Source organism: Idiomarina sp. H2, assembly GCF_004364275.1.
Classification (GTDB): Bacteria; Pseudomonadota; Gammaproteobacteria; order Enterobacterales; family Alteromonadaceae; genus Idiomarina; species Idiomarina loihiensis.
On record NZ_SNZY01000010.1, the window covers coordinates 39,613 to 52,558 of the forward strand.

Annotated in this window: 12 protein-coding genes; 4 read left to right on the forward strand and 8 right to left on the reverse strand. The window is 46.9% G+C overall.

Features of this window, described 5'->3' with window-relative positions:
* Window positions 1-32: 32 nt before the first annotated feature.
* The 7 genes from DET62_RS12580 to DET62_RS12610 form a co-directional block, all read right to left on the reverse strand.
* Entirely contained in the window at window positions 33-1,007 is a 975-nt protein-coding gene (locus tag DET62_RS12580; RefSeq protein ID WP_243735024.1) for a porin, read from the reverse strand.
* Between the two features lie 133 nt (window positions 1,008-1,140).
* Window positions 1,141-2,397 (reverse strand): tetratricopeptide repeat protein, encoded by a 1,257-nt coding sequence (locus DET62_RS12585; protein WP_110014113.1) that lies wholly within the window; start codon window positions 2,395-2,397, stop codon window positions 1,141-1,143.
* Between the two features lie 11 nt (window positions 2,398-2,408).
* Window positions 2,409-3,014: an energy transducer TonB gene (locus DET62_RS12590; protein WP_181396975.1), complete on the reverse strand. Its 606-nt coding sequence runs from the start codon at window positions 3,012-3,014 to the stop codon at window positions 2,409-2,411.
* A gap of 3 nt (window positions 3,015-3,017) precedes the next feature.
* Entirely contained in the window at window positions 3,018-3,425 is a 408-nt protein-coding gene (locus DET62_RS12595) for a biopolymer transporter ExbD (RefSeq protein ID WP_110014115.1), read from the reverse strand.
* Window positions 3,426-3,446: 21 nt separating this feature from the next.
* Window positions 3,447-3,977: a MotA/TolQ/ExbB proton channel family protein gene (locus DET62_RS12600; RefSeq protein ID WP_110014116.1), complete on the reverse strand. Its 531-nt coding sequence runs from the start codon at window positions 3,975-3,977 to the stop codon at window positions 3,447-3,449.
* A gap of 2 nt (window positions 3,978-3,979) precedes the next feature.
* Window positions 3,980-5,359: a MotA/TolQ/ExbB proton channel family protein gene (locus tag DET62_RS12605; protein WP_110014117.1), complete on the reverse strand. Its 1,380-nt coding sequence runs from the start codon at window positions 5,357-5,359 to the stop codon at window positions 3,980-3,982.
* 12 nt (window positions 5,360-5,371) lie between these two features.
* Entirely contained in the window at window positions 5,372-6,166 is a 795-nt protein-coding gene (locus DET62_RS12610) for a DUF3450 domain-containing protein (protein WP_110014118.1), read from the reverse strand.
* Window positions 6,167-6,342: 176 nt separating this feature from the next.
* Here DET62_RS12610 and DET62_RS12615 point away from each other — a divergent pair, with 176 nt between their 5' ends.
* Both DET62_RS12615 and rdgC read left to right on the forward strand, forming a co-directional pair.
* Window positions 6,343-8,076 (forward strand): ATP-binding protein, encoded by a 1,734-nt coding sequence (locus tag DET62_RS12615; protein WP_110014119.1) that lies wholly within the window; start codon window positions 6,343-6,345, stop codon window positions 8,074-8,076.
* 73 nt (window positions 8,077-8,149) lie between these two features.
* Entirely contained in the window at window positions 8,150-9,040 is an 891-nt protein-coding gene (gene rdgC / locus DET62_RS12620) for a recombination-associated protein RdgC (RefSeq protein ID WP_110014120.1), read from the forward strand.
* Here rdgC and DET62_RS12625 read toward each other — a convergent pair.
* Window positions 9,037-9,885 carry an HDOD domain-containing protein gene (locus DET62_RS12625; RefSeq protein ID WP_011235350.1) on the reverse strand — a complete coding sequence of 283 codons (849 nt, stop codon included), beginning with the start codon at window positions 9,883-9,885 and terminating at the stop codon, window positions 9,037-9,039. The two genes, rdgC and DET62_RS12625, sit on opposite strands and share 4 nt — an antisense overlap.
* A gap of 97 nt (window positions 9,886-9,982) precedes the next feature.
* Here DET62_RS12625 and DET62_RS12630 point away from each other — a divergent pair, with 97 nt between their 5' ends.
* Together DET62_RS12630 and DET62_RS12635 are read left to right on the forward strand one after the other, a co-directional pair.
* Entirely contained in the window at window positions 9,983-11,647 is a 1,665-nt protein-coding gene (locus DET62_RS12630) for a Zn-dependent hydrolase (RefSeq protein ID WP_110014121.1), read from the forward strand.
* Window positions 11,648-12,064: 417 nt separating this feature from the next.
* The gene (locus DET62_RS12635; protein ID WP_243735022.1) at window positions 12,065-12,796 is read left to right on the forward strand and encodes a metalloregulator ArsR/SmtB family transcription factor; all 732 of its coding nucleotides are present in this window, start codon (window positions 12,065-12,067) and stop codon (window positions 12,794-12,796) included.
* Window positions 12,797-12,946: the final 150 nt, after the last annotated feature.

Sequence of the window (12,946 nt, forward strand, 5' to 3'; positions counted from 1 at the left end):
CTACTTTTGTGTTTTTCTGCAGGAGAAAGCGCTTACCAGGAAAAATCGTGGCGAATACCTACAGCAAAGAAGTCTTGCTCGATACCCGGTGTTGCGCCGCAACCCTTAGTAGAATAGAGGCTGATGTCGCACTCACGGCCGGTGTACCAGGCATAAACGCGAGTGTCGCCGCTGAAGAAGTAATCGGCACCCACAGATAATGAAGCGTCATTATCTGTGTCATCATCTATGGCCTGATACTGCGCTTTAAAAACCCAGTTATCATATGGGTGAGCAGCACTTATCAGGTAACCGTCAGAGTCGTATGACCCATTGATGGTTTCAAATTGCTGCAGTACAACACCAACCCGAGTTTTTCCAAATTTAGTGGCACCTGTTAACTGAGTAACATCATAACCATTCACGTCGCGATCAAAGGCTAGCGCAGCGTAGTACTTGGTTTTCTTTAGCTTGCTGTCACCGTACAACAGACCGAACGAAAAGCCGTCATCAACATTGTCATCTTCTGACGCTATGTAAGTAACACCAAAACTAAACCCCTGATAAGAAGGAGAATAATAAGTCAAAGTATTGTCCGGGCGATTCTCACCCTTGAACAAACTTTTTAAGTCAGCTTCAAAATCTTTAAACTCATCTACAGAACCCTGAGAGTCCTTCAGAAAGGTATCGTAACGGCCTATCATTACTTTACCAAAGTTACCGCGCAAGCCGACAACCTGTTCACGGTTAGTCACTGCGTCTTCGTCATCATCTGAGTCGGCTAAGTCAACGCCAAACTCAATTTGATAAAAGACTTCTAAATCAGACTCCAGTTCGCTGGCACCTTTAAAACCAAAGCGTGATGAATTACTCACCACCTCGGTTTCAGAACCAAAACCATAGTCATTACTTTGAAACGAAACATTTGCCCGGCCATAAACCGTTAAACTGTCATCATTATTAGCGAAAGCCGAAAAGCTGGCTGCGGTGGCAGCAATCAATAACGGAACCGAGTACTTATTCATCATTATCCTCACCCAAAACAATAAAACTGTATAAATTTCGCGCACATTATAATGAATGGAAAATTTCTTACAGTTTTTTTTCGTTTTTTAGTCAATCAAATGACAGTATTGTTGGGATAAGGTTATAAATACTCGTTTATTGTAAGTTTGCCATTTGCTGTTGCTGCTCATGCTGGCTTTTCGCGTACTTAAGCCATTGTTTTGCCGAGCGCTCCACGCCTTCAATTTCAGCTGCCTGCTTAAAAGATTCAATAGCCTGGTCGTAACGCTTTAAATTCAGTAAGGCCATGCCTTCAGCCAGATACAGATTCCCTTCGTTATCCAGATCACCTCTATTAAAGGCCTGTTCTGCATATTCCACAGCGGCTTCATTGTTATCCAAAGTTAAATACAGCTGAGCTATTTGCGCCGCAAAGTTTCCGTGTTCAACTTTTTCCGAAGCTTTCTTATAGGCACTAATGGCTTTTTCATTCTCTTTAGCCTGAGTATAGGCCTGACCCACAAATTTCAGGTTATCGACAGAGGCATCAACTTTGCCTTTAGACATAGCTTCCTGCATGGTTTCTGCCGCTTTGTACGGCAATTCATTAAAGTAATAAGCCTGAGCTAACTGCCGCCACTCACTGCCTGTTTCGATATACCCCTGTTGATGCGCGGCTTCCAGTACCGCCAGCTGTTTCTCGTCCTGTTCCAACTGCGCGTAAACACCTGCCAGTTGCACCCAATACTCCGGCTTGCTGTAACTGGTCACTAAACGCTCCATAACCTTAGCTACCTGCTGCGGCTGCTCCAGTTCATAGTGCAATGCGCGTTTTAAAATCAACCAGTTTTCATCTGGTATTTTGTTTTCTGCATCGACAGCTGCAATGGCTTTATCAATTAGAGACAAAGCTTCCCGGTGTTTATCAGCCTGGTAATAAGCTTGTGCTTTTAACACCCAGGCTTTACCCATCTCACCTTCTTCCGCAAGGCCTTCCCATTGGTCTAAAAAGCTAATTGCGCGCTGGAACTGGCCATCACTTAAGGCAAGTTGAGCCAGGCTGTACAGCGTGCTTTTTTCCAAAGATTCAGGAATAGGCGACTCTTTCACAACTTTTTCAAAGTAGTTAATAGCTTCCTTGGTATTGCCCTGTTCGTAATACATGAAACCGTAAAAGTTCCACATCATGGCGCGTTCGTAGCTGTTCATACTATCGGCTTTTTCGGCCACTTCGCCCAGTATCGAAATACCTTCGGCGAGGTTGCCGTTATCCGCCTGCTCCTGAGCGCGGGCCAATTGTCCGTATACTTTTTCCCGTAACGCCGGAACCCGTTCAGTCTGTTGTGCCAGCACCGGGTGGGCAAAAGCCAGCCAGCAACTGCAAGCCGCAAAAGCAATGAGTTTAAATTTCATAAGTCACCCAATCAGTTCATTTCAAAGGTCATGCGGTTGCGAACACCGTCCACTTCCACCGCCTCGCCATCAATCACCCGAGGTTTGTATTTAAACTTCAGTACGGCATCCATCGCGGCCTGATCGAAAATTCCTTCGGGTTCGGCTTCTACCACGACCGGGTCTCGCACCGATCCCTGTTTGGTTACGGTAAACTCCACCACCACATAACCTTCTATACCACGTTGCAAGGCTCTGCGAGGGTACGCCGCCTGAACCTTAACAATAGGCAGATACTCGCCGTCGCTTGCCTGCAACGACATTCCACTGCCAATGTCGGCACCGCTGTCCATATTCGCGGAAAAGTCATAACCCGCCCCACCATCAGTTTCCGCAATATCATTGTTCATCTGCGGCTGAGGTAAGTCCTCCGGTGGCTGCTCGGGTTCCGGAGGGCGTTCAGGTTTGCGCTCCTTTTCCTGCACTTCTTCAGGTTCAGGCGTGCGCACAAAGTCCAGCACGCTGCCTCGCGGCGGTTCGCTCATTGCCCCTTCGCCACCACTGATCAAGGACTGCATCAGGTAAAACAAACCAATGGTGACAAAAGCTGCAACCAGTAATGCTGCCAGGAATCTCATCATTTACTCTTCATCCGTTGCTACAGAAACGTCGTAAACCCCCGCTGAGCGGGCTGCATCCATTACCTTAATTAACACCCGGGTGTTTGATTCCTGATCCGCCTGAATCACCACAGACCCCTGCGGGTTCTCCGCGTACAAACGCTCTATGTTAGCCTGCACTGCCCGTACATCCACCTGGCGCTTATCAATCCAAATTTCGTTGTTTTCACTTATCGCGATTAAGATATTGGCGCGGTCTTTCTGCACTGCGGTGGCCGCATCAGGGCGGTTCACATCAATACCCGCTTCTTTGACGAAAGAAGCCGTGACAATGAAGAAAATCAACATAATGAACACCACGTCCAGCATCGGTGTCATATCGATAGCACTTTCTTCTTCTTCAACTAAATTGGCAAAATGCTGCTTCATAATCCTGTCCTCGACATCACCTTAGTGACGTTCCAATAAAATTTTATCTTCCAGCTTCATGCGTTCACGACGTGTGGTGCGTTGTAGCCAGGTTGCGGCAAACACTCCCGACAAGGCACCAACCATACCCGCCATAGTCGGAATGGTGGCTTTAGAAACACCCGACGCCATGGAGCGGGCACTGCCAGTTCCGGTCACAGCCATCACATCAAACACTTCGATCATGCCGGTTACGGTACCCATCAGACCCAGCAGAGGGCACAGTGCAACTAACGCTTTTATCACCGGTAGGTTTCCACCTAATGCCAGACTCACGCGGGAAATCATTGCCTGCCGAATTTGCTCGGCATTCCAGGACGACTTGTCTTCACGCTGCTTCCAACGTTGCCGCGTTTCTTTCACATTTTTACGGTGCCCGTTGAGATAATAAAAAATACGTTCAAGAATCATCAGCCACATAGTAAAAATGAGGATTCCGATGACCAGCAGAACTTGTCCGCCGGCCTCGATGAAATCTCTAATTGCATTACTGAATTCAATGAGGAATAACACGGTTACTCTCCTCGCTCAGACCGCTCCGCGATAATGCCGGATGCTTGTTCCTGCAGTATATGAATCAGGTTTTTGCTACGCGTATGCAAAGTCGCGAACAGTAACGTCATTGGAATCGCAACCACCAGACCCAGCACCGTTGTTACCAATGCCTGCGAAATACCGCCAGCCATTAGTTTCGGGTCGCCCGTACCAAATAAGGTAATAGCCTGGAAGGTATTGATCATACCGGTTACGGTTCCCAGCAGACCCATCAGCGGTGCGACTACTGAAATAATCTTAATAAACGTCAGGTTGCGGGTGATTTTAGGCACTTCGCGTAAAATACCTTCGCTAAGCTTCAATTCCAGGGTTTCAGTGTCAGCCTGCGGATACTTGTCTTTCAGCAGCATCACCCGGCCCAGCGGGTTATCATCGCTCGGCTTATCTTTTTTCAGCTGACGCTTCACTTTATTACCCAGCAGCATTAGCGAGACAAAGCGTTCCAGTGCAAACAGCAGACCAATAGCACCCAGAGCTAAAATGATGTAACCAACGGTTCCACCCTGATCAATACGTTCACCCAAACTTGGCGCCTGAACTAACAGACTCAGAATTGAACCACCGGTGGGGTCGAGGCCAAAAGTCACAACGCCGCTGTCAGTTTGCTGAATTTCTTCTGCGGTACTGAGGTAACGCCCTGATGGCTGACGAACCAGCTCAGCAACAGAGCCGGTAGAACTCATGCGCTCCAGGTATTTGCCGTCTGACACTAAGTTAAACGAACCAACACGAACCACTTGTTGCTCTTCTTTGTCACCATCGGCCTCAGTTACCTGAGTGGCAAATTCCGCGATTTTACCTGACTCGGTCATTTCCTGTTGTAACGCAAACCAGACACTTTCAATGTCTTCAATAGAGGCCAGCTTAGACGAAGACCCCATACGTTCAGCAAGTTCGGATAACCGCTCGGCACGGTTAGGGAACTGAGCAGAAATAACTGAGTTTTCAAAGTTACTGGAGGCATCGTTAGCTACCTGCTGCAGCACACCGAATAGCTCTTTTAGTGAGCCCATACGCTGCGTTAAAGTATCGCTCAGGTTGCCCAAATCAACTTCGTTCTGCTCGAACTGAGTTTCCAGTTGTTCCGCTCGTTGTTCCAGACGATTGCGCTCGGCAATAGCGGCCTCAAGCATGGCCTTTTGTTCTTGCTCTCTTTCACGAAAACGCTGTTCACGTTCTTTATTGTTCTGCGACTGAGAAAACTTTCCCTGTTGCAGTTGCTGCAAAAGCTCATCCAGGTTAATTGGGTCTTGCGGAGCTGGTGCTGCTAAGGCGGTAACAGAAGTGACTGCCAATACCGTCGCTGAAAACCATTTTGCAATATGCTTACTTAATCTCATGGCTACCACCCCTTATTGCCCGGCGCTGTTGTTAGTGGAACTGGTCGATTTATTTGCGAACAAAGGCATCATCAGTAAATCTGGTGCCAGTTGTTTTCTGGCAATACGAATAGCTTCTTCAACTGCAGGTAAGTGCTTACTATCAAGCTCTTCCCAACTGCGCGTTTCCTGATTCCACAATCCAAGATGTTCACCGTCGCGGGTTTTATAAATTAACGCGACACGACCCACACGCAGGAAGGTGACGTCTTGTTGCTGACCATCAATTTCGTGCTCGGCGGTATAAGCTTCAATGTTGCGACCGTAGTCAGCCTCTATCTGGTAAGCTTCCATAACCCGACGAAACTTCTCAGAAACGTCAACGTTAGCTCTTTCCATCAGGTCGTTCAGCTGCTGTAAGCGTTCACTTCGCTCTATTTGCAAAAACGGCACATCCAATTCAACAAAAGACTCAAGCGAGTCAATCATACGTAACATCAAGGGAGTAATTTGACGCTCAACATAACTGACCTGATCAATAGAGTTATTGATATCGCTTTTTTCGCTTTCCTGACTATCGATTTGCTGCTCGACTTGTGCGGTATAAACCTTTAACCCATCAATTTCTTTCATGATGCGTTTATACTGTTGCAGTCGTTCCTGCATATCATCGGAAATTTGGTCTATAGTCAGCTGCGACTGACGAGCAGATTCATTGATAGAGGAAGCCTGCTCAACCACAGGTTCCAGTGTGTCCTGTTGCGAATAAGCCGGAGCCGCGACTAAGGCTGCAACAGCTAAAGCGCCAGCAGAAGTAATTAACTTCATAAGTTATGACCTTTGTGAATTAATTTGTGGCGACTTTAGTGACTTTTCGTGACAGCTTAATGACTTTAATATGTCATTTTTGTGTCAGTGCTTTTTATTGGCCGGATTGCTTTATTGCGTTATTTCAGTCAATGAATTAGTTTATCCCTATCTGTACAACTCGTTGACCTCAGTCTATGGCAATCAAAAGTATTTCATCCTCCTTATTAACTCGCGTGCTTTCCGTCTACTTTTTGTTGACGTTAATTGTGACCGCGATACAAATTGGAGCCGAATACTTTGATACTAAACGAGTACTGATTGCCGAACTGCAAAACCAGCAAAGCACCTTTAATGGCTCTCTTACTCGTTCGCTTTGGGAGTTTAACAGCAATCAAATTGATACCATTGCCGACGGCCTTATTAGTATTCCCGCTATTGCCGGGGTTCTTATCCGCGACGATGCCGGTAATATTTTGGTGCAGCTGGGCGAAACCACAACTATGAGTGACTTGCCTGACGACAATAGCGAAGGTGCTCTTCTGCCGGAACGTAACGGTATTTTTGGCTACTACGATTCACTCATATTTGAATTTTCGGGCCACTCCACCAAAGTGGGTGATGTCAGCCTGTTTTCGACCCGCGACATTGCTATTGACCGTATTAAAGTGAGCCTTGGCTTTATTATCGGTAATGCCATTATTAAAAGTATCTTCCTTATTGTACTTTTCACTATTGCCTTTAATCGCATGCTGAACCGGCCACTAAGTGACTTAACTCAGCAAATTAAAGGGTTCCGGCTGGATAACTTAGAGCGCTCCAGAATTCGTTTAGCCGATCAGCACAACAACGAGCTGGTGCTGGTCGAGCAGGCCTATAACCAGCTGCTGGATAATATTGAAGAATATCAGTCGGATCTGGACCGTACCCAAAAGAAACTTAAAGCCGCTAACCGCCAGCTGGACGAACAAAATGCCATACTTGAACAGGAAGTCGCGCGCAAAACCTCCAGTTTAAGTCAGGTTATGCTTGACCTTGAGCAACGCAAGAACGAGCTGGAAATGCGCCAGGAAAAACTGGAGCGCGAAGTTGGCCAGCGCCGTGCAATTGAAAACACATTGCGCCAGTCTAACCAGCGGTTGGAGTCCTCCCTTAATAACCTGCGGGAAACCCAGCAACAGCTTATTGAGTCGGAAAAAATGGCGTCGTTGGGTGGGCTGGTTGCCGGTATTACGCACGACGTGAATACGCCCATAGGAATTAGCGTTACGGCGTCTTCTTACTTACGCGAAAAACTCGACACTCTGGATCAGTCGCTGCTTAATAAAGAACTGACGCAAACGCAACTGAAGAAGTTTATAGAAGAAGGCCGCGAAAGCCTTAACTTACTGGACAGCAACCTGCACCGCGCGTCCGATCTTATTAGCAGCTTTAAACAAGTGGCTGTCGACCAGGCGTCGGACGCTATCCGCGACATTAACCTGAAAAGCTATATCGAAGACTTAGTTCAGTCTTTGCAGCCTCATCTTAAAAAGACCAACCATCAGGTGCGTCTTGAATGTGCCGATGACATTTTCATACGCTGCCCGGCCGGCGCTTTATCGCAAATTTTCACGAATCTGATTCTTAACTCGCTACGCCACGCCTTTGACGGGATTAGTGAAGGTCTTATGATCATTTCTATCCGGCTTGATGGCGAAACTCTTCAGGTTCACTATTCTGACAATGGTAATGGCTTATCCGAAGCTCAACTTAAGCGGTTATTCGACCCCTTCTTTACCACGAAAAGAGACCAGGGTGGCAGCGGCCTGGGTACGCATATTGTCAGAAACCTGGTCACTCAGACACTGTCTGGTGAAATCAGCGCTGAGAGCGAACCCGGTAAAGGTTTAAGCTATTTCTTTTCATTTTCTGTACAGGTTTTAAACTGACAGCTCAGCCCTAACGGGCTACAATCTCTGCCCTTATTTTTGTTTTATTTGTTGCGACAGGAACAGCTTACCTATGTGGTTTAAAAATCTTCGTTTTTATCAATTCAGCGAAACCTTTTCCCTGCCTGATGATTTCTCTGAGCAATTATCTGAGCACAGATTTCACCCCTGTTCGCGCTCGGACCAAAGCTCATTTGGCTGGTCTTCGCCTTTTGGCGCAGATAATGAAGTACTGACTCACAGCCTGGGTAATTGCTGGTTGCTATGTGCCAAACGAGAAGAAAAAGTACTTCCCAGCACGGTTGTTAACGCCCAGCTAGATGAAAAGGTACGCCAGATCAGTGAAGCTGAAGGCCGTTCGGTGCCGCGCAAAGAAAAACAAAACTTAAAAGAAGATTTAATACACCAGCTTCTGCCACAGGCATTCAGCCGTTTTCGCCAAAGCTGGGGTTACATCGACCTCGACCGCCAAATTATTGCTATTGATGAGTCAGCAGCCAATAAAGCCGAAGACTTTTTAGGTTTGTTGCGTGGTTCTGTCGGTTCGTTACCTGTGCGCCCGGTAAGCCCTAGTGACGCAGTTGAAACTTACCTTACGGCCTGGTTACAAAGTGCTGAATTACCAAACCCATTCGAGTTTGGCGATGAAGCCGAACTGCGTTCGCCACAAGCTGACGGTGGCATTATTCGTTGCAAGCAGGAAGACTTAACCCGTGAGGACATTCAGGCACACTTAGCCGGTGGCAAGCAAGTCACTCGTTTAGGTCTGGTATGGCAGGAAAATTTAGAATTCATTATTGAGTCGGATATGGCGTTGAAACGAGTTAAGCCGACGGACCGTCTGCTCGACGCCAAAGATGATTTGGTTGACCCTAGTCCGGAAGAAAAAATCGACGCCGACTTTGCACTGGTTAGTGCCGAAGTCGGGCTTCTATTTGACGATTTAAAGAGAGCTTTTGGCTAAGAGAGCAAGTCCAGCATTTGGCGGTAGGATTTCTGCACAGACTCCTGCTGCCAAAAATCGTCGGTCTTAATTACCCCCAGCATTTGATACTCAACCAAAGTCACACTGTCCTTATTAGGTTTCACGTTTCCGGTTAACAAGCCAGCCAAATGCACAATGTCACAATAGTTCACGGTTATCGCATCGTTTAAGGTCATTCTGCCGTTGTAATAGCACAGCGGTACCTGCACCAGATTTGGCGTAAATTGCCAGTAGCTGAGAATATTACTGCCTAAAGTCGAGCTAAACTGGGTAATACACTCTTTAATAAAAGAAGGGTTGGCGAAACTATCTTCAAATTCATTCGCCATATGCAAAATTGGGGCAACGCCAATGCGCGACACCATACCAGCTAACAATGCAACGTCCTGATGCAGCCGGTGCCCAATTCCTCTGTGTTGTAAGTCTTCGGTTATAACAACGGCTGCCGCCGCAATTTCTCTGCTTTCAACAATAAACTGCTGAGAAAACATCTGTACTATGTCATTGTCCGGCTTAAACACCTGCTCCATTGCCATTGCCAATGCCAGTGTCCGAATGCGCCGCATACCAATACGAGTTAACGCCTGCATTAAGCTCTCGGCTTTGTTTCTGCCGCCAAGGTACGCACTATTCGCCAGGCGAATAAGCCGTGCTGTCAACGCGGTATCTTGCTGAATAATATGACAGAGATCGTGCAGGTTGCAGTCCGGGTCCATGGCTGCGTTGCGCACTTGCTCTGCCGTTTCAGGTAAGCCGGGAAGTTTTAATTCATCACGTCTGAGTCGCTCGTCAATTAGCATGTATAGTGCATTTTGCGATGACATTTTATTTCCTTATTATTATGGTTTTCTTGCTTCTGAAAAAGCTTGGAAGTAGATTAACAGAACTTTACAACAACTCAATTTCTAGAAACGTCATATTATGAAAAAAACACTTTTTAGCTTAGCACCACTAGCGCTGGTTTTAATGGGTTGCAGCGAGCCACAAACCACCACACAAAACCCTGATAGCGGACAACAAAATAACTACGAATTAGTTGAGGGGGCAGAACAAAGACTTGATATCTACACACCCTACCAACTAAAAACGGACCTGTCGCATTTATCAAACGAGCAGAAAAAAATGGTCGGTTTACTCATAGACGCGTCAAAAATTATGGACAACCTATTTTGGCAGCAAGCGTTTCCGGGTGATAAACAAAAACTTTTAAACCAGGTTGAAGAAAAAGCCCGGGAGTTTACTGTTATTAACTACGGACCATGGGATAGGCTAAACAATAACCAGCCCTTCTTAACCGGTTTTGAAGACAAACCTGCAGGCGCCAACTTTTACCCTGCCGACATGACCAAAACGGAATTTGAAAACGCCGAGCTTGCGAACAAAGACAGTTTATATACGTTGTTGCGTCGCAACGATGAAGGCGAATTGAAAACAGTAGCCTACTCAGAGGCTTATAAAGAGTCTTTAACTAAAGCCGCTGATTTACTCCGCCAGGCTGCCGATTTAGCAGAAAACAAAGATTTTTCAGAGTACCTGCGTTTGCGCGCCGATGCTTTTTTAAGCAATGAATACCAACCTTCCGATATGGCCTGGATGGACATGACAGGTAACGATATTGATGTGGTTATCGGTCCTATTGAAAATTATGAGGACCATTTATTTGGTTACAAAACCGCTTTTGAGTCTTACGTGTTAATAAAAGATAAGGCCTGGAGCCAGCGTCTGGAAAAGTATGCTGAGTATCTGCCGCAGTTACAGGAAGGTTTACCGGTTGAGCCCGCTTACAAAGCAGAAAAACCCGGCGCTAACGCTCAGCTAAACGCATACGATGTTGTGTACTACGCAGGCCATTCAAATGCTGGCAGCAAAACCATTGCCATTAACCTGCCTAATGACGAAGAAGTTCAGTTAGAAAAAGGCACACGTCGTTTGCAGCTTAAAAATGCCATGCAAGCTAAGTTCGATAAAATACTAGTACCAATTGCCGAGCAGCTCATTGTGCCAGAGCAACGTAAAGACATTACCTTTAACGCCTTTTTCGCTAACACCATGTTCCACGAAGTGGCTCACGGCTTAGGCATTAAAAATACCCTGAATGACAAAGGCACCGTACGTTCAGCATTAAAAGAGCACGCTTCTGCTTTAGAAGAAGGCAAAGCGGATATTCTGGGTCTGTACATGGTGACTCAGTTATTTGAGCAAGGCGTTTTAACCGAAGGCGAACTGAAAGACTACTACACCACCTTTATGGCCAGTATTTTCCGCTCAGTTCGTTTTGGTGCCTCAAGTGCACACGGCAAAGCCAACATGATTCGCTTTAACTACTTCGCCGACGCAGGCGCTTTCGATCGTAACGCCAGCGGTCAATACGCCATTAATATGGACAAAATGCGCGAAGCCATGAACAGCCTGTCAGAAAAAATACTGACACTGCAGGGCGACGGCGACTACAACGGCGTAGCTGAACTGGTTGCAACGCTAGGCGTTGTCAGCCCGCAACTAAAAGCCGACCTGGACAAACTAACCGACGCCGGCATACCGGTAGACGTCACCTTTGACCAAGGCAAAGAGGTGCTTGGGCTGTAGGGCAGGTTGTCACTTGCTTCGCTTGAACATTGACCCCCCTGTGGCGGAGACGCTACGAGTTCATCCATGAACGCTTGACGAAGGCCATCCTTGGCCTTCGACACTCCGCCACAGGGGACTCAACATTCATAACGCTTGCAAGTGAGCAACCTACCCTATCTACACCTGCGAGATCCAGCCTGGCATTGATATTAGGATAGGGACTGAAACAGGAGCGCGTACGACGGTTACAGCGGACCACTGTGGAGGTGTGCAGCGCCACGGATGGCGCTGCACACCTCCACAGGGATGTATTCACGGGCGTCCTCCACAATGGTTCCTGTAACCTCAGCGCTCTTGGTTCAGTCCCTATCCTGTTGCACCTTCTACATATTCGAACTACCATATATATGAAATATCGAATATATGGTGATACCCATGACCACGAAGGTTCTGTTTCTCTGTACCGCCAACTCGGCTCGCTCTTTAATAGCCGAAGCCATTTTGCGACAGTTTGGTAATGATGAGCTGGAAGTTTACAGTGCCGGCACTGAGCCAACCCAGCCTGAACCTAAAGCTCTTGAAGCACTGCAAGCCCTCGGGGTTAGTACCGAAGGGTTAAGTTCAAAGGCCGTTTCAGATTTAAGCATCGATGAATTTGATTACGTTATCAGCTTATGCGACCGCGCCCGCTCTGAATGCCAGCTACAATACAAAGAGAACCACTTTATAGCCTGGGACTTTCCCGACCCGGTAAGCAGCAAAAAAACCAATGCCTTTAAGAAGACCGCTCATGAGTTAAGTGAACGCATTAAGATGTTTTTGCTCATTTTGCGCAAGAACAGTGACAAGCCACATTTATTTAATGCACCGGAAGACTTCTTCAAGATCATGGCAGACCCGCTACGCTTAACCATGATAAGCCTGTTAGCCAAGCACAAAGAGCTGTGTGTGTGCGAGTTTGTTGATGCTACCGCCATGTCGCAGCCTAAAGTGTCGCGCCACCTGGCTCAGCTGCGCGAATATGGGCTGCTGATTGACCGCAAAGACCAGCGCTGGGTTTACTACCAGCTGAATCCGGCACTACCTGACTGGATGCGTAAAATCATTATTACCACCGCCGACTATAACCCCCAACTGATAAAGGATATCGATAATGGGTGTGTTTGAACGTTTTCTCTCTGCGTGGGTAGCACTAGCTATTATTGGTACAGACGTACGGCACTTTTGCTATTACCTTTATTATTGAGTTATTAATTAAGCTGCCGGACGGGTTTACCTGTAATGACGTAGCCTGACATTTATGTCAGGTGAGACGTT